This window comes from Ottowia caeni (assembly GCF_050821495.1).
GTDB classification, from domain to species: Bacteria; Pseudomonadota; Gammaproteobacteria; order Burkholderiales; family Burkholderiaceae_C; genus Ottowia; species Ottowia caeni.
This window is the reverse complement of record NZ_CP151080.1, coordinates 3,282,937-3,306,457: the sequence shown is the minus strand read 5'-3', so window position 1 is coordinate 3,306,457 and position 23,521 is coordinate 3,282,937. Positions and strand designations below refer to the sequence as shown.

The window sequence follows — 23,521 nt, the reverse complement described above, 5'->3', positions numbered from 1 at the left end:
CGTTTCGCCTGACATTCTTTGTTTGAGCAATCGAGGACAACGCCATGGTCTCCAAAAAGAATTCCCACGCTTTCGCCTCCACCCGCAAGTCGTTCAAGACCTCCTCAGGCAAGACGGGTGACCTTTTCTCGCTGCCTGCACTGGCGCGTCGTTTTCCCAACGTGAAAAGATTGCCAGTGTCGCTGCGGATCGTGCTCGAATCTGTGCTGCGCCATTGCGACGGAGTGAAGGTGCTGCCCGAGCATGTGGAGCAGCTGGCCAACTGGCAGCCTAACGCCACGCGCACTGACGAAATTCCATTCACCGTGGCTCGCGTCGTGCTGCAGGACTTCACTGGCGTGCCCCTGTTGGCCGACTTGGCGGCCATGCGTTCCACCGCCCAGAGTCTGGGCAAGGACCCCAAGAAGATCGAACCTCTCGTGCCAGTGGACTTGGTGGTCGACCACTCTGTGATGGTCGACTACTACGGCAAGAAAAATGCGCTCGACCTGAACATGAAACTCGAGTTCCTGCGCAACCGCGAGCGCTACGAGTTCATGAAGTGGGGTATGCAGGCTTTTGATACCTTCCGCGTCGTTCCACCCGGTTTCGGGATTGTTCACCAAGTGAACCTCGAATATCTGGCGCGTGGCGTCCATAAGACCAAGGACGGCGTGTATTACCCTGACACCCTGGTTGGTACTGACAGTCACACCACCATGATCAACGGCATTGGCGTGGTCGCATGGGGCGTGGGCGGTATCGAGGCTGAGGCCGCCATGCTGGGGCAACCGGTGTATTTCCTCACGCCTGACGTCGTCGGTTTCGAGTTGAAAGGTCGCCTGCGGGAGGGCTGTACTGCCACCGACCTGGTGCTTACGGTCACCGAGATTCTGCGCAAGGAAAAGGTGGTCGGCAAGTTCGTCGAGTTCTTTGGAGAGGGCACACGCACGCTATCGCTGCCAGACCGTGCCACCATCGGTAACATGGCACCGGAATACGGCGCGACCATGGGTTTTTTCCCAGTGGATGAGCGCACCATCGAATACTTTGAAGGTACCGGCCGCACCAAGGCGGAAATTGAAGCGTTTGAGGCTTGGTTCAAGGCGCAAGGCCTATTTGGTGTTCCCAAAAAGGGAGACATCGATTATTCCCATGTGGTCACGCTCGATCTGGGCGATGTGACTCCAAGCCTGGCCGGCCCCAAGCGACCACAGGATCGCATTGAGCTTGGTCATGTCGCGAGCCAGTTTGCCGATCTTTTCAGCCGTTCCATGAGCGAAAACGGCTTCAACCGACCGGTGGAGGAGCTGCACAGGCGAGTGGAGGTGCGGCGTGACAACGAGCCGGATCAGGACGAGCGACCCCCAGCATCGCCACCCACCCCGATGGGGGCTCCCCGTCAGGTTGTCGAGATGGTCGCCAACAAGCCTACGCTTGAATCCGCTATGGCAGAAGCCGATGTGGTTGAGCGTTCATCGCCCAATGGCTACACCCTGGGAAATGGCGACGTACTCATTGCGGCCATCACGAGTTGCACCAACACCAGTAACCCCAGTGTACTGCTGGCTGCCGGCCTGCTGGCCAAGAAGGCCGTGGAAGCTGGTCTGAAAGTCAAGCCGCACATCAAGACCTCGCTGGCACCCGGCTCACGCATTGTGACGGAATACCTGACGGAAACGGGGCTTCTGCCTTATCTAGAAAAACTCGGCTTTGCCGTGGCTGGCTACGGTTGCACGACCTGTATCGGCAACGCGGGAGACCTGGCGCCCGAACTTAATGAGGCCATCACGCGCAATGATCTCGTGTGCGCTGCCGTTCTGTCTGGAAACCGCAATTTTGAAGCGAGGATCCACCCCAACCTCAAGGCCAACTTTCTGGCCAGTCCGCCCCTGGTGGTGGCCTACGCTATCGCCGGCAACATGATGGTCGATCTGATGACCGAGCCTGTGGGACGGGGCAAGGGTGGTCGGGAAGTGTTTCTGGGAGACATCTGGCCCACCAGCGACGAGATACAGAAGCTTCTCAAGTACGCAATGAAAGGCAAAGCTTTCCGTGCCAACTACAGCAAGATCGCTACGGAGCCGGGGAAGTTGTGGGAAAAAATCGAGGGCGTAGAGGGGAACGTCTACGATTGGCCCGTCAGTACCTACATTGCTGAGCCGCCGTTTTTTGACGAGTTTTCCCTTGAAAAAACCTCCGCTGGTGGCGCTTCGGCATCAACTGCCGTGCGCGGTGCGCGCATCATGGCCTTGTTTGGCGACTCGATCACGACCGATCACATTTCCCCTGCAGGCTCCATTCGTGAAAGCTCGCCTGCCGGGCAATGGCTGCTCAACCATGGCGTGCAAAAGGCCGATTTCAACAGCTATGGCGCCCGTCGCGGAAATCATGAGGTGATGATGCGCGGCACCTTTGCCAACGTTCGCATCAAGAACCTCATGCTGCCCATACTGGAAGACGGCAGCCGCGAGGAGGGTGGCCTCACCTTGATGCAGTTGCCCGGTGAGTTGCAGGGCAGCAAGCAGTTCATCTATGACGCCGCCATGAAATACATGGCGGCTAACGTCCCCACCGTGATTTTCGCGGGTGAGGAGTACGGCACGGGTTCCAGCCGCGACTGGGCGGCCAAAGGCACCCAGTTGCTGGGCATCAAGGCGGTGGTAGCCAAGAGTTTTGAGCGAATCCACCGCAGCAACCTGGTGGGCATGGGTGTGTTGCCATTGCAATTCAAGCCCGGTGAGTCCTGGGAAAGCCTGGGGCTTCGAGGCGACGAACAGATTGACATCGTGCCCTCCGACGACTTGGCGCCACAAAGCAATGCCCGCATGGTCATTACACGGGCGGACGGATCCTTGCACGAAACCACCCTGATCTTGCGAATCGACACGCCGATTGAGGTGGACTACTTCCTGAACGGAGGGATCTTGCCCTACGTGTTGCGGCAACTGTTGGCGTAATCTTCTGCATGGCTGCTCCTCAACTGCTGATCGCCGGTGGCGGGATTGGTGGCTTGGCGGCTGCGCTTGCCGTAGTGCGAGCGGGCTGGGAAGTCCGATTGTTTGAACGCGCACCTACATTCACTGAAGTAGGTGCAGGTATTCAACTGGGTCCCAATGTGACGCGGATTCTTCAGGCCTGGGGCTTGGGAGATGCGCTGCGTGCGGTGGCCGCGTTTCCAGATTCCCTGCGCGTTCGAAATGCCTTGAGCGGGGATGAACTGGGGGTTCTGCCGCTGGGCGAGCGTGCCCTCGCACGCTACGACGCACCGTACGCCACCATTCATCGAGCAGACATTCTTGGCCTGCTTTCAGAAGCGGTCAGGCAGGTGGCGGACGTGCATGTTCATCTCGATCAGCGCATTTTGAGCTTCACCGACGACGGGCGGGCCGTCACACTCGCCGCTTCACGCGGCCCCCAGGTAGAGGGTGATGCCCTGATCGGGGCTGATGGCCTATGGAGCCAGGTTCGGCAGCAACTGCTGGCCGACGGCCCGCCGCGTATCACGGGTCACCTGGCTTATCGCGCCATGCTCCGCCAGTCTGCGTTGCCGGAGAAACTCCGAAGCAACCACGTCACGGCGTGGTTGGGGCCGCGCTTGCACGTGGTTCAATACCCGGTGCGTGGTGGTGAATGGATGAATGTGGTCGCCATTGTGCATGGTACCCCCCGGGCCGATGCGCAAGATTGGGACCAGGCAGCCCAAGCCACAGATCTTGAACGAGCCATGGGCGCCACCTGCGGACCTTTGCGGGGGCTAATCTCTGCGGTGCCAGAGGCCACCGTGAATGACTACGCTTGGCGCCTGTGGGCACTGGCCGATCGATCACCTGTATCTGGCGCGGAGCAAATGGCGAAAGGCCTGGTCGGTTTGCTGGGGGACGCTGCCCATCCCATGCGACCGTACCTGGCCCAGGGCGCCGGCATGGCCATTGAGGATGCGGCGGAACTCAGCCGTGCGCTCGCCATGGATGTGGTCGATGTGCCCACACGCCTGAAGCGCTACGCGCTCGCCCGCTGGCAGCGCTGTGCCCGCGTGCAGGCGCGCTCCATCAGGAATGGCGAGATTTTTCACTCCACGGGCTTTATGCGTTTGGGGCGTGATGTCACCATCAGGCTGCTAGGTGCTCGTTTGCTGGACGTCCCGTGGTTGTATGCAGGTCCCTGATTGAGGCACTCAATGAATTTCCTGTCGAGTTCTTGAGCCGCATCCTGATCCCTCTTGCCGTGTGCGGCCCTCCACTCTCTGCGCAAAGAGCGCCAGGAGTGATTCGTAGGATCGCGCTGATAGGCGCAGCCGGTCGGGGCCGCTACACTTGGATCATCTGAAGCTGTTGGCGCTTGAAGCTTGACGGCCTACAGAGTGCTTCATAGCGCATTGGATTGCTCCAGGGCGCTGACAGCGTCGCGTTTTATCGTTAACTCAATTAAAAAAGGAACCAGGCGAATGTCTTTGAGATCTTTGTTCCTGCTGATCGTCAGTGCACTCATCGTTATCTTTGTCGGGGTCAACTGGACGCAAATGACCACGCCAACGGATCTGTCGCTGATCTACACCGATATTCGCGCCCCGCTAGGATTGATTCTCCTGGGGCTCATGGCGTTGCTGTCGGCCGTGTTCGTGGGGCTCATTGCGTATATGCAGGCCACGGTTCTGGTGGAAACGCGTCGTCATGCCAAGGAATTGGCCGTGCAACGTGACTTGGCAGACAAGGCCGAGGCGTCTCGCTTCACTGATCTGCGTGCGCACCTCGATCGGGAAGTGGGGCGCTTGTCAGAGGCGATCAATACCCACACACGCGAAACGCTGTCGCGTGTCGATCGGGCGGAAATGGGTCTGCGTGAACGGCCCGTCGACGCCGAAATTTCACGCCTCGTACTGGCCGTTGAAAACCACAACCGAGATCTGCACGCACGGGTGGATCGTCTGGAAATGGGTTTGCGAGAAGGTCTTGCCGGCTTTACGCCTGCCCCGGCTTCGGTACTGCCTGCATCTTCCGCAGCAAGCTTGACTGCACCGCCACAGCAGGACGACCTCGGAAAGGTTGTGCCAAGCTAAAACGTGGGGCGTATGAGACGCCCCCTTTCAGGTCGCTGGTTCCTGGCTCCCGCGACTCCTGGCCCCTGGCCCCTAGGAGCAGGAGCTGCTTACCTCAACACCAGAACCGGGATCTCCGAGTGCGTCAGCACTTGCTGTGTTTCGCTGCCCAAAAGCAGGCGCTTAACCCCTCTGCGACCATGTGACGCCATAACGATCAGGTCGGCTTTGTGTTTCTTCGCTGCGGAAATCAATGCGTCAGAGACCACATCCGATTTGACCACCACCGACTTGACCTTCACGCCTTTGGCTTCGCCAGATTTCTTGACTCCGTCCACAATGGCCTGAGCTTCCTCGCTCCATTGCTTTTCGACACGCGCAACATCATCGACCGAGAGGCTGATCGAACCCTCGAAGTAACTCTGCGGGTAGCGTGGCACAACTTTCAGCGCTACCAGTTCAGCGCCGCAAGTACTGGCCAAGGCAATGGCATTGTTGACTGCTTTCTTGGACAAGGTAGAGCCGTCAGTTGCCACGAGAATGCGTTTGTACATATTCGATCTCCTCAAGTGATATCGTTTAAATCATAAGCTGCAACGAAACTGTAAGCTGAACGATAGTAGGCAATTCCGTGGGGTATCTTGATGCCGGTCAAGCTCTCCGGTCGTAATCCGCTTACAGTCGAGGCATTATGCAGCGCGCCGTGGTCACATTAACCCCTCCTGACAGGGCGGCCCGAGCCGAAGCACCGCGCGAAGCCGATCACAGCGCTGTTCATGCTCCGGAGCGTCCCATCGATCAATGGGCGTTGCTTGACGAGCCTGATGAGTGGATGGAGTTCAGCCGTCGGGTAGAGGCTGAAAGCACGGAGTCCGTTCAAAGCGAGGGCGGCTGCTGGGAATCCACCGTTGTTTTCGAGGGCATGCACTGCGCTGCCTGCGCGGTCACCATAGAAGAAGCGCTGCGCGCGATACCTGGCGTGCGCACTGCAGAGGTCAGCGCCGCGAGCCACCGTGGCCGTGTGGTGTGGGATGACGCGGCAACCCGCCCCTCCGCCTGGATGCAGGCCGCTCTGCGGTCGGGCTATCGCCCCTTGCCTGCGCATGATGCCTTTGCCGCTGAGCGCCGCCGTGCAGAAACCCGCAAAATGCTGTGGCGCATGGGGGTGGCTGGCCTGTGCATGATGCAGGTCATGATGTATGCCGCTCCGGAGTACTTCACCGGCCCGGGAGAAATCGAGCCTGATCTCGTTCATCTGCTGCGTTGGGCGTCGTGGGTGCTCTCGATTCCCGTGATGCTGTTTTCCTGCCAGCCGTTCTTCCGAAACGCACTGCTCGATCTGAAGCTGCGCCGAGTCAGCATGGATCTCCCTGTGTCGCTGGGGATGCTCATCACTTTTGTAGTTAGCACCCTAGGCACCTTCGAGCCCAATGGTGTGTTCGGGCATGAGGTGTATTTCGATTCGCTGACCATGTTCGTGTTCTTTCTGCTCACGGGACGCTGGCTTGAATTGCGCTTGCGGGATCGAACGGCCGGTGCGCTTGAGGCATTGATGCATCGCCTGCCCGAGAGCGTGGAGCGCAAGCAGGAGGACGGCACATGGGAGCGCGTGGCGGCACGCCGTGTACGTGTAGGGGACGTTATTCGGGTGCTGCCAGGCGAAGTGTTTCCCGCCGATGGTGTGGTGCTGCGGGGGCAGACCATGGTTGATGAAGCGCTGCTGACCGGCGAGTCGACGCCGCTGGAGCGTGGGCAGGGGGCGTTGGTCATTGCCGGCAGCCATAACCTGACGTCCGCAGTAGAAGTTCGGGCGGAGCAAGTGGGCGGCGACACGCGCTACGCGCACATCGTGGGTCTGATGGAAGCTGCGTCGACAAGCAAACCCCGCATCGCCCAGCTGGCAGATCGATTGGCCAAGCCATTCCTGATTTTTGTGCTGTTGGCCGCAGGTTTGGCGTGCGCCTGGTGGTGGCCTACCGACCCGGGCCGTGCGCTCATGATCGCAGTTGCCATTTTGGTGGTGACTTGCCCGTGCGCGCTTTCTCTGGCTACCCCGGCAGCCATGCTGGCCAGCGCCGGCAGCCTGGCGCGCTCCGGTGTGCTGGTGCGCCGGCTACAGGCCCTGGAAGTGCTGGCTGACGTGGATGCTGTGGTTTTCGACAAGACGGGCACTCTCTCGCGCGATGCCTTTGTCTTGGAGCGCGTTCACCTGCGCGCTGGGGTCGGGCAGGACGAGGCGCTGTCTCTCGGTGCGGCTTTGGCCCAGGGCAGCCTTCACCCGCTGTCGCGCGCCATGGTGTCGCAGGCTGCTCAGAGCGGCTTGGCAGATGCCTGTCAAAGCATTCAGCAAAAGGAGTTGTCGGGGCAGGGCGTGGAGGGGCTTGTGAGCGTGCGAGGCGGTCAGGCGCGATGGGTGCGACTGGGCTCAGCATCCTTTTGTGAAGCACCGCCGTTGTCAACCCAGGGTGCGACCACTCACTTGAGTGACGAGCTAGGCTGGCTGGCCAGCTTCGAGTGGCGGGAAGATCTGCGGCCAGATGCACAGCAGGCCGTGGCTGCCCTGAAGGCGCAGGGAGTAAGCGTGAGGCTGCTTTCCGGCGACCGGGCTGAAGCCGCGGCGCATGTCGGTAAAATGGCCGGCATCTCCGATACCCGGGGTGAATGCGCGCCGGCGGACAAGCTGGCCGCTATGCAGCAGGCGCAGCAAGCGGGAGCTACAGTGGCGATGGTCGGAGACGGCCTGAACGACGGTCCCGTGTTGGCGGGCGCCAACGTATCGTTTGCCTTCGGGCGCTCGGTGCCGTTGGCACGTGCCCAGTCCGACTTCGTGGTGCTGGCGGACAGGCTGTCATTGATTCCCGCTACCATGGCTCGTTCACGCGACACCATGCGCGTTGTGCGGCAAAATTTGGCTTGGGCAGCCGGTTACAACGCGGTGGGCGTGCCGCTGGCTATGATAGGTTGGATGCCTGCCTGGGCAGCGGGGCTCGGCATGGCGGCAAGTTCGCTGCTGGTAGTGCTTAATGCCCTGCGCCTATCGGGGGCCATGCGGGCGGAGGTTTGATGGACGTACTGTATTTACTGATTCCACTGTCTGTTGTGCTTGTCTTCTTCATTCTTGGCGCGTTCTGGTGGGCGATCTATCGTGGCCAGTTCGAAGACGTCGAGCGTGAAGGAGAGCGAATTTTTGAGCACGATTGATCGACATCAAGTGAAACCATGTTACGTTCGCGGATACTGCTAAAGGTTCTCAGGAAGGCACCGGGAGGATCCGGTAATTTTTGTTCCCTGCGGGGGTAGCCCGGGTGTGGCTCGGTCTGAGGATATTCAAAAGGAAGAGGTGGAAATGACATTCGCCAATATGAAAGCCACGGTCTATAACGACAGAGTGGTCAGACAGTTTGCCATCATGACGGTGGTGTGGGGTGTGATCGGCATGCTGGTGGGGGTGATCATCGCCGCACAGCTGACTTGGCCGGAACTGAATCTGGGCATTTCGTGGCTCAGTTATGGCCGTTTACGCCCGTTGCACACCAATGCCGTGATTTTTGCCTTTGGCGGCTGCGGTCTCATGGCCACTTCTTACTATGTGGTTCAGCGAACCTGCCAGGTGCGTCTGTTTTCGGACAAGTTGGCAGCCTTCACCTTCTGGGGTTGGCAGGCGGTCATCGTGGCTGCCGTCATCACCTTGCCGCTGGGCTACACCAGCAGCAAGGAATATGCTGAACTCGAGTGGCCCATCGACATTCTGATCACCCTCGTGTGGGTGGCCTATGCGGTGGTGTTCTTCGGTACCGTCGGTACACGCAAGGTCAAGCATATCTACGTGGCAAACTGGTTCTACGGCGCCTTCATTCTGGCAGTGGCCTTGTTGCACGTGGTCAACAGCGCTGCATTGCCAGTAGGCCTCATGAAGTCCTACTCTGCCTACGCAGGCGTGCAGGATGCCATGGTTCAATGGTGGTACGGTCACAATGCTGTGGGCTTTTTCCTCACCGCAGGCTTTCTGGGCATGATGTATTACTTCATTCCCAAACAGGCCGGTCGTCCGGTTTATAGCTACCGCTTGTCCATCGTCCACTTCTGGGCGCTGATCTTCACTTACATGTGGGCCGGCCCTCACCACTTGCACTACACCGCCTTGCCTGACTGGGCTCAGAGTGTCGGCATGGTCTTTTCACTGATCCTCCTGGCTCCTAGCTGGGGCGGCATGATCAACGGCATCATGACCCTCTCGGGTGCCTGGCACAAACTGCGCGACGATCCGATCCTGCGCTTCCTGATTGTGTCGCTGTCGTTCTACGGCATGTCCACCTTTGAAGGCCCGATGATGTCCATCAAGACCGTCAACGCCTTGAGCCACTACACGGACTGGACAGTCGGCCACGTGCATTCAGGCGCCCTCGGCTGGGTGGGTCTGATCACCATGGGTTCGCTCTACTATCTGATTCCGCGCCTGTTCGGCCGTACCCAGATGTACAGCACCAAAGCTATTGAAATTCACTTCTGGGTGGCCACCATCGGCATCGTGGTGTACATCGCCGCAATGTGGATTGCCGGCGTGATGCAGGGCCTGATGTGGCGTGCAATCAACTCCGATGGCACCCTGACATACACCTTTGTTGAATCTGTGAAGGCTACCTTCCCGTTCTACGTGTTGCGCCTGCTGGGTGGGTTGCTCTACCTTGGGGGCATGGTGATCATGCTGTGGAACACAGTCAAGACGGCCACCGCTGGCCGCGCAACGCCGGTGCAGATCCCTGCAGTCGCTGCACACGCCTGAAGTTCAAGGAATACACACCATGGCTCAAGAAAAAATCACCGGCCACGCGAAGGTTGAAACGAATAACTTCCTGATGATCGTGCTGATCCTGATCGTGGTCTCCATTGGAGGCCTGGTCGAGATCGTGCCGCTGTTCTTCCAGAAGTCCACCACGCAGCCCATTGAGGGGCTCAAACCCTACACGGCGTTGCAAGTGGTGGGTCGTGACGTCTATGTCCGTGAAGGTTGCTACAACTGCCACTCACAGATGGTTCGTCCGTTCCGCGCCGAAGCTCTGCGGTATGGGCCTTACTCGGTCGCCGGAGAGTTTGTGTACGACCGTCCGTTTCAGTGGGGCTCAAAGCGCACTGGTCCGGATCTGGCGCGGGTGGGTGGCCGCTACAGCGACGACTGGCATCGTGTTCACCTGAACAACCCGCGCGATGTGGTTCCCGAGTCGAACATGCCCGCATATCCGTGGCTCGAGAAGACCCCCGCGAACGCCAGCACCATTCAAGCTCATATGACCGGCTTGCGCACCCTGGGCGCTCCTTACTCGGATGAAGAGATCGCCAAGGCCCCAGAAGACGTCAAGGGCAAGACCGAACTCGATGCCGTGATCGCCTATCTCCAGGTGCTGGGCATTCATCGTAAATAAGAGAGATTGAAAGGCCCATCATGGACATCAACAGTCTGCGGATTTTCGCAACGTTGGCAGCGTTTGTCGTCTTCCTCGGCATTGTGGTCTGGGCTTGGTCCAGCCGAAACAAGCAGCGTTTCGACGAGGCGGCCCAGCTGCCCTTTGAGCAAGACTGACAGGCGCTGATGCGGTCGTCACAAGGAATTAAAAATGAGCGACTTTACGAGTAATTTCTGGTCGGTATATGTCACCGTCATCACGATCGGCGGCATTTTGGCGTGCGTTCTGCTGCTGTGGTTCAGTGGGAAAACCAAGGCTCTCACGGCCTCCGACAACACTACTGGCCACGTGTGGGACGAAGACCTGCGCGAAATGAACAACCCTCTGCCGCGTTGGTGGGTGGGGCTGTTCATCATCACCGTTCTGTTTTCCTTGGCCTACCTGTTCCTTTATCCGGGACTGGGCTCCTATAAGGGTTCGCTCAATTGGTCTCAGACTGGCCAGTTCGAGCGTGAAGTGGAAAAGGGCAACGAGCAGACTGCGCCCATATACGCTGCATTCTCGGGCATGAGCACGGAGCAACTGGCCAAAGACGCCAACGCCATGGCTATTGGCGACCGCCTGTTCATGAACAACTGCGCGCAATGCCATGGTTCTGACGCACGCGGCAGCAAGGGCTTCCCCAACCTCGTCGACGGTGACTGGTTGTGGGGAGGTTCACCTGCCATGATCCACGAGACCCTTGTCAAAGGGCGCGTTGGTGTCATGCCTCCCATGGCAGCGGCAGTCGGCACGCCTGACGATGTGCGAAACGTTGCGCATTATGTGCTCAGCCTTTCCGGCTCCCCCAACGATTCCGTTCGTGCGAATCTGGGCAAGCCTAAGTTTGCGGTGTGTGCTGCCTGCCACGGCGCCGACGGCAAGGGCAACCAGGCGCTGGGCGCTCCCAACCTGACCGACAACATCTGGGTGAGCGGTGCCGGCGTCGAATCTCATATCGTCAGCATGATTACCAATGGCAAGACCAACGTCATGCCTGCATGGGCTGACAAGTTCACGCCCGAGCAGATCAACGTGCTGACGGCCTACGTTTGGGGTCTGGGTGGCGGCCAGCCGGGCGAGCAGGCGCCTGCAGCGGCTGCAGCCACACGTTAAGTGCAAATAACGCCGGGGAGTGAATGATCGGGTTCGCTCCCCGGGTGTCAGAATAGGCTTTTTGATCCGACAGAACGTCAGGCTGCTTCAGAGTGGGGCAAGCAGTCTGAGGGTAGATTTCCAAGCCCCGCAGATATGCCCCACGAGTGCGCCTCGAACACCCTCTTTGCAGGAGTGACCACGATGCGCCCGTCCGGCCCTCGGAGAAATAGGCTGCTTTGAGCACGAAGAACACTTCCCAAAAGACCACCGCCGAAGCGGTGGCAGGCGGCGCTGTCCCAGCCGACGAAGTCATGGTTTCGCTCTACCAGGCGCAGAAGAAAATCTACCCGCGCAGCGTGACCGGCCTGTTCGCCAAGTGGCGCTGGTTCTTTGTATACGCCACCCAGATATTCTTCTACGGCATGCCCTGGTTGCAGTGGGGTGACCGGCAGGCAATGCTCTTTGATTTGGAGGCGCGGCGCTTCTACATCTTCGGACTGGTACTCTACCCGCAGGACGTTGTCTACCTGTCGGGCATTCTGATCATCTCGGCGTTGCTGCTGTTCCTGTTCACTGCGGTGGCGGGGCGCCAGTGGTGCGGCTATGCCTGCCCGCAAACTGTCTACACCGAGATATATCTCTGGATCGAGAAGAAAATTGAGGGCGACCGGTCTGCTCGCATGCGCCTGGATGCCGCCCCCATGTCGGCCTCGAAGTTCGGGCGCAAGCTGCTTAAGCAGATCGCCTGGATCACCGTGGGTCTCTGGACGGGTCTTACGTTTGTAGGCTATTTCACCCCGATCCGTGAATTGACGGTGCATGTGGCGCAATGGACACTTGGACCCTGGGAAACTTTCTGGATTTTCTTCTACGGCTTTGCCACCTACGGTAATGCAGGCTACATGCGCGAACAGGTGTGCAAATACATGTGCCCCTACGCGCGCTTCCAGAGCGCCATGTTTGATCGGGACACGCTCATCGTCACCTACGATGCTGCACGGGGTGAGCCTCGCGGGGCTCGCTCTCGTAAAACCGATCACCGCGCTGCTGGCTTGGGAGATTGCGTCGACTGCACCCTGTGCGTGCAGGTGTGCCCCACAGGCATCGACATTCGCAAGGGCCTTCAGTATGAGTGCATCAGTTGCGCAGCCTGCATTGACGTCTGCGATGGCGTCATGGACAAGGTAGGTTACCCCAGGGGGCTCATAAGGTACTCTACCGAGAATGCCCTTGAGAAGGGTTGGGGAAGCAAGCAGATCCTGCGCCACGTGCTGCGCCCTCGCGTACTGCTCTATAGCGCAATCCTTGCTGGTCTCACCATTGCCCTGTTTGCCAGTCTTCTCCTTCGCACCCCCTTCAAGGTGGACATCGTGCGTGACCGTGCCACGTTGGCGCGCATTGTTGACGGCAACAAGATCGAGAACGTTTACCGCGTGCAGATCATGAATGCCACCGAGAAGCCGCAGACCTACTCAATCGCGGTCAAGGGCTTGCCTGGGTTGGAGCTTGTGACGGAAAAAAGTGTGACTGTAGATGGTGCACAGGGCTTGTGGGTGCCTGTACGGCTTCAGTTGCCCTATGATGGGGCCAAGCCCGGTTCGCACGAGATTCACATCGATGTGCGGTCGTCAGAGACTGGCGAAGTGAGTGAAAAATCCGTTTTCATGGTGCCAAGGTAAAGAATGAGTGCGATGCAGAAAATGTCTTCAGGTCCGTGGTGGAAATACGGACACATGTGGATGGTGGTTGGTGGTCCGGCAATGGTGGTCTTGGCCTCGTTTGTCACCATTTACCTGGCGATCAGAAGGCCTGACCCGGTCTATGCGGATGCCCCGCGCGACGCGAATGCTCGTCTTGAGCAACCTGTGGAGGCTGCCGGTACCGCACCTGCATTAACGCCCGCCATGCAGGCGCGAAACCACGCTGCCTCGCCCGAGTCGGCCAAACTCTTGCAGGGCACGGCCCCGCAGCGCCAGCCTGGCCACCCCTGAAATACTGACCAAAGGGAGTTCCCTGTGCTTCGTGAACGTCTCATGTGGATTGCGTGGCCGGCTTTTTTGGTGGCTGCTGTTCTTGAAATGATGGTTTTTGCGGTGCTGGATCCCGATTCTTTGAGCCTTTTTGGCTCACGCGTCGAGTGGTCGCGCGAGGCGGTTTACACCGTTACATTTTTCATTTTCTGGGGAATGATGATGATCTGCAGCGCCCTGACCACTTTGCTGGCAATGTCCCCATTTGAAGTCAACCGCACGCCCGCAGAACGTTTCGACAGCGAGCGCGCGGAGCGCTGATCAGGCTCCACGCTTCTGGTGGGGCTACGCACTTTGTCCGCGCGCTACCCATGTGCGGCGAAGGCCGCCGGCCAAGCTGGCACGGAGTAGCTCGGTCATGGCCGCAACTGGCCGCCCCTGGTCATCGAGTCCCAAGGCAACTTGAAAGAAGGTGTTGCCTTCCCCTTGCGCAGGTTGAGAAAAACTGGGGTTTTCTCCGCCTTGCACACCGAGGCTGCCCGGCTGGCTCCATTGGCGAGTGCCTGCATCAAAGAAATTGATCCAGAGCGTTGGCAGATCCTGGCCGGCAGCCTTGCGGCGCACTCCCACGGCCCAGGCATTCCCACGGCTGTCGGTAGCCACTGCCAACGGCCATTCACCATTGCGCTGGAAGGCATCGACGGGCGCAAAATCAAACTCTCTTGGTCCTGTCCAAGCGGCTCGTTCGTTGTCGTAGCGGGCGTACGAACTAGGTCCTGTCAGCCAGATGTTGCCCAAAGGATCCACACTCATTGTGTGGCTGTGGATCGGAAGATTCGGTGGGGTCAGAGTGTTCCAGCGGGAGCTGGCGGGGTCGTAACGGGACAGGGAAACCAGGGGTGCCGAGCCGTTCGGTTCATAGGCGACGCTATGGGCCACCACGAGGCGTCCACTGGCATCCATGCCAATTTGGAAGTGGGCGGATCTTGCGCTGGTGGCGGGAAGCGAAGCCAGTGCTTGCCAACTGGAGCCCTGAGCAGGCAGGGCATAGAGTGCCAGGGTCCATTCACCCGCGACGGCGCCAGGTGTAGGTTGAATTAGCCACGCCCGTCCGGTGGTATCAAACACCGCACCTGTAGAGAGCAGCAGGATCGGGCTGGCCGCCGGGTTGGGCAAGGGCAGATGCTGCCAGAGTTGCGTGGAGGCAGAAAATTTCAGCAAGCCACCTTGGGTCGGTTGGCCAGTATTGTCCAGAGGACCGCCTGCCCACCGCACCAAGGCATTCCCGCCGGTATCTTGCGCCAGCAGCCACGCCTGCAGGGAAGGGGAAGGATCGAGAGGCAGGGTTCGAATGGGGCCGCTCTGACCGCCAGCTCCATCGCTCAGGGCGTAGAGGAGTTGCCGAAGCGTGGTGTCAGATTGCTGCCACACACGCAGCACACCACCGCGCATGTCTGGTGCGGCGACCATGATCCCAGGAAAGCCGGCAGGCCCTTGCAGCGCGAGCGCCACGCCTGTGCCCACGTTGACTCCGTAGGCAAGCAAGTCAGAGCCCGATCCCACCAGCGCGAGCATCCGCTCTGGGCCATCGGCTTGCATGGAGGTTGCCTGTGCGCCCGAACTGAACGAACTGGAATTCAGCAAGAGACCCGGCGTCCATCGGTCGGCCGGTGTGGGTGGAGGAGTGGGATTGGGGTCGTACTCGTCGGGCCCGCCGCAAGCAGAGAGTAGCCCGGGTAGTGCAAGCAGGCTGAGAGAGTGGAGTGCGTCGCGTCGCTTCATCGAAAAAGCCTGAAGTGGATGTGTTGTTAGTGTAGTGTCCGGCTTTGGAGACTGTCTGACCTGGAAGTTGACTAACGCAAACGCTAGCCTGCCAAGGGCTGGGCGCGTCTTCGCTACCCCATGAAGGAGGCTATTGTGAACCCCACCCTCACAGCGCTAACTGGCTTTGTGGCTTGGTCTCTGGCACTGCTGGTGCTCATGGAGACTATTCGGTCGAAACTTGTCATCACGAAGGAAGTTCCGGCCAATGGCTTTCGGCCGGACAACGCGAATCTTTCACCGTTCATGCAGCGGCTGGCACGGGCTCATGCCAATTGTCTGGAAGGATTGCCTTTGTTTGGCACGCTCATGCTCGTGGCCGTGGTGGCGGATAAGGCGTTCGTCACTGACCCGCTGGCCTACCCATTCTTGGTGGCTCGCATCGTGCAGTCTGTGATTCACCTGAGTTCGCTGTCCCCTTTGGCGGTTTCACTGCGGTTTTCAGCGTTCGCTGTGCAGTTGGGGATTGGTGTGTACTGGGTCGCTCGCCTACTGATGGTGTGAGGCCAAAGACGCCCGCAGAAAGGCCGAAAACTTGCTTGAAAGGTGACGAGCCTTGACCCCGGCACTGGATACACGGTTAGGGCTGCTTGGTTCCCCACCTGACCCGGTTGGCCGCTTCACCATGCGGGAAGGCCCGTCAGGGTCTATTGTAAGGGTATCAGGCGACGCTGCGCTTCCGAGGGGCCAAAACTAAGTGCGAGCAGGTTAAAAACCTCGCCTCTCAGCATGTCGAGCTGCTCGGGATCCTCGCAGTCACGCAGCCGCGCCCGAATGCGCCCTGCGCGGGGGTGGCAACAATCGTTCAGAGCCAGAACCAACGCGGCTGCTAGAGGGCAGGCTGTAGCCAGGGCGGTGTCTGAATCGGAAAAATCCGGACTTTCAATGCGGCAAAGCATGGCGGTGAAACGAATTTCACAATCTTTCTCGAGCCTCAAGGCTGATCCGGACGGCGAAACGGAAAGTACAACGATTTCTAGAGCCCTGAGACGATTTCAAGAAAGATGAATTCCTTGAAGTTCTATCAGTAAGTGAAAATACATTACAAACTCTATTGCGCCGCAGCATACCGTCGATTTCTCGGGCGTGCGCACTTGCGTTGTGTGAATACGTCATATTTTGAGAAAAAACTCCGGATTCGGCGTGTCGCGGCGCTCACTTCATAGGCGTGACACGAAGTGCGTTCGTTCGATCGCGACGGAAAGATGGTCTTTTGTTCCCTTGTCAGGCGTTCATTGCCGGTCACTCGCCAATAGCCTGTTCAAAGGCCCCGTAGAATCGGCATATGTCTTATTTGGTGCTGGCCCGAAAGTATCGGCCACGGAATTTTTCCGAAATGGTGGGCCAGGAACACGTTGTGCAGGCCCTGACCAACGCGTTGACGCAGCAGCGTTTGCACCACGCCTACTTGTTTACGGGCACGCGAGGCGTCGGCAAGACCACTGTGTCGCGCATTTTGGCCAAATCGCTCAACTGCGTGGGCACCGACGGGCAGGGCGGCATTACGGCCACGCCGTGTGGTGTCTGCGCTGCCTGCACAGAAATTGATGCGGGCCGCTTTGTCGACTACACCGAACTTGATGCGGCCAGTAACCGCGGCGTTGACGAGGTGCAGCAACTGCTTGAGCAAGCTGTCTATAAGCCGGTGCAGGGTCGCTTCAAGGTCTTCATGATCGACGAAGTGCACATGCTGACCAACACGGCGTTCAACGCCATGCTGAAGACGCTGGAGGAGCCGCCCGAGTACCTTAAATTCGTGCTGGCCACGACCGACCCGCAGAAAGTACCTGTCACGGTGTTGAGTCGGTGCCTGCAGTTCAACTTGCGTCCAATGGCGCCCGAAGTGGTGCTGGATCATCTGGGTCGAGTTCTGGGGCAGGAGAGTGTGCCAGCCGAGCCCGCTGCCCTGCGCTTGCTGGCTCGAGCTGCTCGGGGCTCCATGCGCGACGCACTGAGCCTCACCGATCAGGCCATTGCTTTCGGCAGCGGTCAGTTGCAAGAAGCTGGGGTGCGTCAGATGCTCGGCAGCGTGGACCGCAGTGTGGTTTTTCAGCTGATTGGCGCCTTGGCCGCAGGAGACGGTAGGTCCGTCGTCGATTTGTCTGAGCAGTTGCGTGCCAACGGCCTCTCGGCTGCCACCACCCTGGAGGATATGGCAACGGTATTGCAGCGCATGGCAGTCAAGCAGGCCGTGCCGGACATGGCCATAGACGAGACTGACCCCGATGCGCAAGAAACCGCGCGTCTGGCGGCACTGCTGCCTGCTGATGAAACACAGTTGCTCTATAGCCTGTGCATTCACGGCAGGGCCGAGCTGGGACTCGCACCAGACGAATATGCCGGTCTGACCATGGTCTTGCTGCGCCTACTGCCCTTCAAGTCGGGGAGGCAGCAGCCCGAAGCACCGGGTAGATCGCCGGTCGCAGCGTCGTCGGCTATGTCCGACGAGGCTGAAAAAACTCTGAAAGTAGCTGAGCCGGTTTCCGAAGCAACGCCCCCTGCGCCGATTGTTTCGCCGCCGCCTGCAACCGCAAGGGTGGAGGTGGCGGTTGAATTGGCGCCCGCGCCTGTATCTGAATCTTTACCTGCACCTGCACCTGCACCTGCACCTGCACCCCTGGCGCCGTCAGCGGCTCAGGGTGCTACCGAGTTTGCCCCGCCCGATGCAGTTGCAGCGGATCAGCCTGCCCCTGACGATTGGGGCAACGAGCCGCCTCCGTGGGAGGACGAGCCTGCCCCAGCTTACTCGTCGGCGCCGTTGTCTAGATCTCATCCGCCAGCCCAGGCGGTGCCGGTGCGCGAGTGGCCTGCAGATGTTGAAAAGCGCCAGCAGGCCACTGAAGGAGGCTCACTGCAGCCTGCGGGCTCCACTTCCGGCAGTTCTCCCGCAGCCCGGCCACCGACCGAAATTGTGGCCGTTCCAGTGCATGATCAGCGCATGCGCGATGATGGGCGAGCTGGTGCGCTGCCGGTCCTGCCAACTGTGCATGCCACGCCCGAAGGGGATTTTTGGCACAAAGTGGTGCAGGATCTGGTTGCGCGCGAGGTCATTGCAGCGCTGGTGCGGGAACTGGCGCTACAGTCGCAGCTGGTGGCGCGTACCGAAAGCTCGTGGACATTGCGGGTTGAAAAGGAGTCATTGGCCCATGCAGGTGCGCGCGAGCGGTTGCAGACTGCATTGGCTGACGCCGGGTACAACATCAAGTTGTCGGTCGACATCGGGCCTGTGAGCGACAGCCCTTCACGCCGCAACGCGATCGTCGCCGCCAGCAAGCAGAAAGCTGCACAAGAATTGCTGCTCGCAGATCCGTTTGTGCAAGAAATGATGCGCGACTTTGGGGCGAAAATTGTGCCCGGAAGCGTAAAACCACTTTAAATCTCCAAAGAAGGAAACCCATGTTCAATAAAGGACAACTGGCCGGTCTCATGAAGCAGGCGCAGGCTATGCAGGACAACCTGAAAAAAGCGCAGGACGAGTTGGCGCTGATGGAGGTTGAAGGCGAATCTGGCGCGGGCCTAGTCAAGGTGGTCATGACCGCCAAACACGATGTCAAACGCGTCACCATTGATCCCAGCCTGTTGGCTGACGACAAAGACATGCTCGAGGACCTGGTGGCCGCCGCATTCAATGCGGCCGTGCGCAAGGCCGAAGAGCTTTCTTCAGAGAAGCTGGGCAAACTGACTGCAGGCATGCCCGGCTTGCCCGGTGGAATGAAGTTTCCGTTCTAGCGTGAAACACCCCGGAGGCGCTGGCGTGCCTTTTCCTGTGCCATATGCCAGGGGCCTCCGCATCCTTGGCGTCGGCGCTCGACAAAAAAATGAGTACGCATAGTTTTGACACGCTCGTGCAGTCACTGCGGCGCCTGCCGGGCGTGGGGGTGCGCTCGGCGCAGCGCATGGCGTTCCATTTGTTACAGCACGATCGCGAAGGCGCGCGTGTGCTGGCTCGTGCTTTACAGGACGCCGTGACACAGGTCCGCCATTGTGCGCGATGCCACACCTTCACCGAAGACGAGGTTTGTGCCACCTGCTCTGATCCTCGGCGTGACGCGAGCAAACTTTGCGTGGTCGAGACTCCAGCTGATCAGGCAGCTTTGGAGCGCACGGCGGCATTCAAGGGCTTGTATTTCGTTCTGATGGGCCGCCTAAGCCCGCTTGATGGCATTGGCCCGCACGATATCGGCCTCGGAAAGCTCATAGACCGCGTCAACGGCGGCGAGGTCAAGGAGGTTATTCTGGCCACCAACTTCACTGCCGAGGGCGAGGCAACAGCGCACATCATTGCCCAGACGCTCAAGAGCAGGGGCGTTGCAGTCACTCGGCTGGCGCGCGGCGTGCCAGCGGGTAGTGAGCTCGAATATGTTGATTTGGGCACCATAGCCCATGCGCTGGTTGATCGCCGCTGACGCTGCAGATCCATAGTCTCCTGGTTGCAAATATTTACGCAAAAATTCTGATCAAGGTAAACCCGATGGGGGGCTTTACCGATGACGACCGGGCGCACCTTGGGCTACCTTTCACAGGTAGTTCAACCGTCTGCCCACTGTGTCCTCTTTCTCGCAAAGTCAGTTTCCTGCCAGCCAGCTTCGTCGCGCGTTCCTCGTGGCGGCGGCTTTGCCGCTGATCGGGCGATATGCCGCAGGACAACCAACACCCTTCCAGCAAGTGCCCGAGCGGCCTTTGGTTACGCTGGCCGTCGGGGGAAGGACCTCGCTCTATTTTCTGCCGTTGACGATTGCCGATCAGCTTGGCTACTTCAGAGAGGAGGGCTTGCAAGTCGAGTTGCAGGATCACGCCGCTGGCAGCTTGGCGCGGCAGTCGATGCTGAAGGGTGGGGCACATGTGGCCGCAGGCAGCTATGAGCATGTGCTGGATCTGCGCGGGCGGGGCGTGAACTGCCGCGCATTTGTCTTTCTGGGGCGTGCGCCGCAGATGGTGTTTGGTGTTTCCAACCGCAGTTTCGAGCAGTTTCGTGTGCTGGCCCAGTTACAGGGGCGCCGCATTGGCATTAGTGCACCGGACTCTGCGACCCACTGGTTTGCCAAGCGCGTGCTGGCGCGTGGCGCGTTGGGCCCCGCAGACGTGGAGTTCGTGAGTGTGGGCAATTCAACCGCCGCAGCGCTCGCTGTGCGTGAAGGACGTGTGGATGCGATCGCCCATATTGACCCGGTCATCAGCTTGCTGGAGTTTCGTGGTGACATTCGCGTGCTCTGGGACACCCGATCGCTGCGCGGAACCCATGAACTGTACGGAGGGCCCATGGGAGCGGGCTGCCTCTATGCTCCGCAGGATTTTGTGGTGCGCTACCCGCGAACCGTGCAGGCTCTCGCCAACGGCGTAGTGCGCGCATTGAAATGGCTGCAGACGGCGGGGCCAAGCGACATTGTGCGCGCCGTGCCCGAAGCCTACATGCACGGCGATCGGGCGGTTTATCTCTCAGCCTTGGACAAGGCTCGGGAAGCCATGTCGCCTGACGGCATGATCTCCAGCGAATGCGTAGAAACCACCCACCGCGTGATGGCACAGGACAGCCCCCGGAGGACGGTGGTGCGCCCCCTTCGCCGGCAGCCACCTTCACCAATGAGTTTGCCTCGCGAGCCAAGCGGCGGTTTCAGGTCGCTGGGAGTTAGCCTGCTAACGTTTCCTGGCGGAATTTTTTCGCGCGACTGAGGCTTTGGAGCTGGCGGACTTCTTGACGGTGGAGGCTCTGCTTGCGGTGGCTTTACCGGAGTTGCGCCCGGTGCGCGTCTTGCCTCGGGCGCTGCGCGTGGGACGTGCCGCATCAGCGGCTGCCGCCGCGCCGGCACGCACGGGCAGGAAAACGACAACCGACTGGCCTGGCTTGAGAGTGGCGTTGGCTCTTGTGCGGTTCCAGCCCGCCACGGTGGCTGCTGGCACGTCGTATCGCGCAGCCCACCTGCTCAATAGAGTCCCCCTTTCGCGCGCGCACGGTAAAGCGCTTGAGTACCACCTCCGGCAAATACGCCACCTGTGCATTGTTGACGACCTGACTGGGTGCTGCCCGGGGAGCGTCGTCGGCGCGCGGCACCAGCAGCGTGGAGCCAGCCTTGAGCATCATGCCGGACGGGATGCCATTGAGCGAACGGAACTCAGCTTCGTTCATGCTTACCCGGCTTGCAGCCTCGCGTGAGGAAATATTGGAGGGTGCAACCCATGCAGTCCAGGATGCCAATTTGGTTGGATCGTGCTTTTCAAGATTGCGCTTGAACGTGGTCGCGTTGTCCCAGGGCAGCAACACCTGCGGCGTGCCGGTGGCAAATATGACCGGTTTGCGTTGCGAGGGGTTGAGCGCCTTGAAGTCTTCCAGGCGCACTTCGGCCAACTGTGCCGCCAAGTCGATGTCGATATCGTGTTTGATCTCGACTGTGTCGAAAAATGGGTGGTTCTCTATCAGCGGCAAGGCAGCGCCGAAAGATTCTGGCCTGGCGACAATATTTTTGACTGCCTGCAGTTTGGGCACGTAATACCGTGTTTCGTTAGGCATCTTCAGATCAAGATACCCAGTGCCCAAGCCTGCCGACCGGTTACGCGCAATGGCGCGGCCTACGCTGCCTTCTCCCCAGTTGTAGGCAGCCAGCGCGAGATGCCAGTCGCCGAACATGTTGTGGAGTTTTTGCAGATAGTCGAGCGCGGCCCGGGTGGAGTCCAGCACGTCGCGTCGGTCGTCGCGAAAAATGTTCTGGGTGAGGTCGAAATCCCGGCCCGTCGCGGGCATGAATTGCCACATGCCCGCCGCTTTGGCGCTCGAGACGGCCTGCGGGTTGAAGGCTGATTCAATGTAGGGCAGGAGTGCCAGCTCGGTCGGCATGCCGCGCAACTCCAGTTCTTCGACGATATGGAACAGGTACAGGCGCGAGCGCTCGGTCATGCGCTGCAGGTAGTCGGGGCGGGTGACGTAGTATTGCTCGCGGTCGCGTACCAGGTCGGTGTCGAGGTCAGGCATGGCGAAGCCGCGCCGGATGCGGTCCCACAGATCTGCCGGTGTGCTCATGGCCGCCACCGTCGTCGAACTCAGCTCACGCACCTGAACCGGCGGCATGTCGCCAGTGATTGGCGCGCGTCTGCTCATAGTGGCGGGGGCGCCGTCATGGTCAGGTGCACTGGAGGAGGTGGTGGGCGCAACGGGTGCGGCGCACCCAGCCAGCCATACGCTGGCTGACAACGCCAGCATGTGAAACCATTTCATTTAAAGTCGTTCTTCCATTCGCGAAGCGCGGCAAAAACCGCCACTTCGTCGGTTGCGGTAGCAGAGCGGCCATGCACGGATTGCGTGATCTCGGCTTCGCGGCTGCGGAGAAATGGATTGATTGCCCGCTCTGTGCCGATGGAGGAGGGCAGCGTGGGGACACCTTCGGTACGCAGGGACTCGCATTTAACCTGGTATTCGGCTAGCGCAACGTTTCCTGGCTCGACCGCACGCGCAAAGCGCAGGTTGGAGAGGGTGTATTCGTGCGCACAGCATACACGCGTATTTGCGGGCAGTGCTGCTAGTTTGTCCAGGGAGGCGAGCATCTGTGTTGGTGTACCCTCGAAAATCCGCCCACACCCCCAGAAAACAAGGTGTCACCGCAAAACAGCAAAGGAGCCCCGCTGACTTCTTCAGCGAAGTAGGCGATGTGGCCGGCGGTGTGGCCGGGAACATCAATGACCCGAAAGGAGATGCCCAGCGCTTCCACCTGCTGGTGATCGGAAAGCGGCACAAACGGTTCCGGAATGCGCTCACGCGCAGGTCCGTACACGATGGCCCCCGTGGCCTCCCGCAGCGCCGCAACGCCTCCCACGTGGTCAGCGTGATGGTGAGTGACCAAAATGGCCGAGAGTTTCAGGTTGTGCTGCTTGAGGGCTGCGAACACCGGCTCGGCGTCACCTGGGTCCACTACGAGCGCCTGTGCTCCATCATGGAGGAGCCACAGGTAGTTGTCGCTGAAAGCGGGCAGGGAAAGCAATTCCATAATGTGAGGATTATAAAAACGTCACGCTACCACAAGAGGTTTCTTTACTCAGTGTTGCCGCTAGAATTCACGCGTCTTGCTTACAGGGCAGTCTTTATTTTCAGGTTAAACCCGCCAGTGCATGATCGCCCTCGCGCTCCACCTGCGAACGCTTGCTGCGCAGGCCTTACGATCAACTCCACCCATGAACGGTAAAACCTG

The 23,521-nt window shown here is 59.7% G+C and carries 20 protein-coding genes, 1 other RNA gene and 2 pseudogenes; 17 read left to right on the top strand and 6 right to left on the bottom strand.

Features of this window, described 5'->3' with window-relative positions; translation table 11 throughout:
- The first annotated feature begins 44 nt into the window (after window positions 1–44).
- The 3 genes from AAAK34_RS15570 to AAAK34_RS15560 all read left to right on the top strand — a co-directional run bounded on the left by AAAK34_RS15570 (window position 45) and on the right by AAAK34_RS15560 (window position 5,038).
- Window positions 45–2,939, top strand: coding sequence for an aconitate hydratase (locus AAAK34_RS15570; RefSeq protein ID WP_231694414.1), 2,895 nt, complete (start codon window positions 45–47; stop codon window positions 2,937–2,939).
- 8 nt (window positions 2,940–2,947) lie between these two features.
- Window positions 2,948–4,147, top strand: coding sequence for an FAD-dependent monooxygenase (locus AAAK34_RS15565; RefSeq protein WP_231694415.1), 1,200 nt, complete (start codon window positions 2,948–2,950; stop codon window positions 4,145–4,147).
- Between the two features lie 279 nt (window positions 4,148–4,426).
- Window positions 4,427–5,038 (top strand): LapA family protein, encoded by a 612-nt coding sequence (locus tag AAAK34_RS15560; protein ID WP_431777460.1) that lies wholly within the window; start codon window positions 4,427–4,429, stop codon window positions 5,036–5,038.
- Between the two features lie 89 nt (window positions 5,039–5,127).
- On the opposite strand, the gene AAAK34_RS15555 is transcribed toward AAAK34_RS15560, so the two are convergent.
- Complete coding sequence (locus AAAK34_RS15555) at window positions 5,128–5,571, bottom strand: universal stress protein (protein WP_231694417.1); 444 nt, start codon at window positions 5,569–5,571, stop codon at window positions 5,128–5,130.
- 278 nt (window positions 5,572–5,849) lie between these two features.
- Here AAAK34_RS15555 and AAAK34_RS15550 point away from each other — a divergent pair, with 278 nt between their 5' ends.
- From AAAK34_RS15550 to AAAK34_RS15510, 9 genes are all read left to right on the top strand, one after another.
- Window positions 5,850–8,081, top strand: a complete 2,232-nt coding sequence (locus tag AAAK34_RS15550; RefSeq protein WP_231694529.1) for a heavy metal translocating P-type ATPase — start codon at window positions 5,850–5,852, stop codon at window positions 8,079–8,081.
- Window positions 8,081–8,218, top strand: a complete 138-nt coding sequence (ccoS, locus tag AAAK34_RS15545) for a cbb3-type cytochrome oxidase assembly protein CcoS (RefSeq protein WP_231694418.1) — start codon at window positions 8,081–8,083, stop codon at window positions 8,216–8,218. Before AAAK34_RS15550 ends, ccoS begins: the two co-directional genes overlap by 1 nt.
- 145 nt (window positions 8,219–8,363) lie before the next feature.
- On the top strand, window positions 8,364–9,800 hold the full coding sequence (gene ccoN, locus AAAK34_RS15540; protein ID WP_231694419.1) for a cytochrome-c oxidase, cbb3-type subunit I: 1,437 nt from the start codon (window positions 8,364–8,366) through the stop codon (window positions 9,798–9,800).
- A gap of 19 nt (window positions 9,801–9,819) precedes the next feature.
- Entirely contained in the window at window positions 9,820–10,437 is a 618-nt protein-coding gene (ccoO, locus tag AAAK34_RS15535; RefSeq protein WP_231694420.1) for a cytochrome-c oxidase, cbb3-type subunit II, read from the top strand.
- A gap of 20 nt (window positions 10,438–10,457) precedes the next feature.
- Window positions 10,458–10,595: a cbb3-type cytochrome c oxidase subunit 3 gene (locus AAAK34_RS15530; protein WP_231694421.1), complete on the top strand. Its 138-nt coding sequence runs from the start codon at window positions 10,458–10,460 to the stop codon at window positions 10,593–10,595.
- 34 nt (window positions 10,596–10,629) lie between these two features.
- The gene (ccoP, locus tag AAAK34_RS15525; RefSeq protein ID WP_231694422.1) at window positions 10,630–11,574 is read left to right on the top strand and encodes a cytochrome-c oxidase, cbb3-type subunit III; all 945 of its coding nucleotides are present in this window, start codon (window positions 10,630–10,632) and stop codon (window positions 11,572–11,574) included.
- A 293-nt stretch (window positions 11,575–11,867) separates the two neighbouring features.
- Window positions 11,868–13,235: a cytochrome c oxidase accessory protein CcoG gene (ccoG, locus tag AAAK34_RS15520; protein ID WP_231694530.1), complete on the top strand. Its 1,368-nt coding sequence runs from the start codon at window positions 11,868–11,870 to the stop codon at window positions 13,233–13,235.
- Between the two features lie 21 nt (window positions 13,236–13,256).
- Window positions 13,257–13,547: a nitrogen fixation protein FixH gene (locus tag AAAK34_RS15515; RefSeq protein ID WP_231694423.1), complete on the top strand. Its 291-nt coding sequence runs from the start codon at window positions 13,257–13,259 to the stop codon at window positions 13,545–13,547.
- 24 nt (window positions 13,548–13,571) lie between these two features.
- Window positions 13,572–13,847 (top strand): hypothetical protein, encoded by a 276-nt coding sequence (locus AAAK34_RS15510; protein WP_231694424.1) that lies wholly within the window; start codon window positions 13,572–13,574, stop codon window positions 13,845–13,847.
- Between the two features lie 24 nt (window positions 13,848–13,871).
- On the opposite strand, the gene AAAK34_RS15505 is transcribed toward AAAK34_RS15510, so the two are convergent.
- On the bottom strand, window positions 13,872–15,308 hold the full coding sequence (locus AAAK34_RS15505) for a hypothetical protein (RefSeq protein WP_431777459.1): 1,437 nt from the start codon (window positions 15,306–15,308) through the stop codon (window positions 13,872–13,874).
- 135 nt (window positions 15,309–15,443) lie between these two features.
- Here AAAK34_RS15505 and AAAK34_RS15500 point away from each other — a divergent pair, with 135 nt between their 5' ends.
- Window positions 15,444–15,851 carry an MAPEG family protein gene (locus tag AAAK34_RS15500; RefSeq protein WP_231694426.1) on the top strand — a complete coding sequence of 136 codons (408 nt, stop codon included), beginning with the start codon at window positions 15,444–15,446 and terminating at the stop codon, window positions 15,849–15,851.
- A gap of 41 nt (window positions 15,852–15,892) precedes the next feature.
- Here AAAK34_RS15500 and ffs read toward each other — a convergent pair.
- An RNA gene (gene ffs, locus AAAK34_RS15495) (signal recognition particle sRNA small type) lies at window positions 15,893–15,989 on the bottom strand.
- Between the two features lie 5 nt (window positions 15,990–15,994).
- Complete coding sequence (locus tag AAAK34_RS15490) at window positions 15,995–16,285, bottom strand: hypothetical protein (protein ID WP_231694427.1); 291 nt, start codon at window positions 16,283–16,285, stop codon at window positions 15,995–15,997.
- 347 nt (window positions 16,286–16,632) lie between these two features.
- On the opposite strand from AAAK34_RS15490, the gene dnaX reads away from it, so the two are divergent.
- From dnaX to AAAK34_RS15470, 4 genes are all read left to right on the top strand, one after another.
- On the top strand, window positions 16,633–18,723 hold the full coding sequence (gene dnaX / locus AAAK34_RS15485; protein ID WP_431777458.1) for a DNA polymerase III subunit gamma/tau: 2,091 nt from the start codon (window positions 16,633–16,635) through the stop codon (window positions 18,721–18,723).
- 20 nt (window positions 18,724–18,743) lie between these two features.
- Window positions 18,744–19,076 carry a YbaB/EbfC family nucleoid-associated protein gene (locus AAAK34_RS15480; protein ID WP_231694429.1) on the top strand — a complete coding sequence of 111 codons (333 nt, stop codon included), beginning with the start codon at window positions 18,744–18,746 and terminating at the stop codon, window positions 19,074–19,076.
- Between the two features lie 89 nt (window positions 19,077–19,165).
- Window positions 19,166–19,753, top strand: a complete 588-nt coding sequence (gene recR / locus AAAK34_RS15475; RefSeq protein ID WP_231694531.1) for a recombination mediator RecR — start codon at window positions 19,166–19,168, stop codon at window positions 19,751–19,753.
- 139 nt (window positions 19,754–19,892) lie between these two features.
- Window positions 19,893–21,017 (top strand): ABC transporter substrate-binding protein, encoded by a 1,125-nt coding sequence (locus AAAK34_RS15470; RefSeq protein ID WP_431777457.1) that lies wholly within the window; start codon window positions 19,893–19,895, stop codon window positions 21,015–21,017.
- Here the strand turns inward: AAAK34_RS15470 and AAAK34_RS15465 are convergent.
- Together AAAK34_RS15465 and gloB are read right to left on the bottom strand one after the other, a co-directional pair.
- Window positions 20,982–22,554: pseudogene (locus AAAK34_RS15465) on the bottom strand (transglycosylase SLT domain-containing protein). The gene AAAK34_RS15470 and the pseudogene AAAK34_RS15465 overlap by 36 nt on opposite strands.
- Window positions 22,551–23,320: pseudogene (gloB, locus tag AAAK34_RS15460) on the bottom strand (hydroxyacylglutathione hydrolase). The pseudogenes AAAK34_RS15465 and gloB overlap by 4 nt, the downstream one beginning before the upstream one ends.
- Between the last annotated feature and the right edge of the window lie 201 nt (window positions 23,321–23,521).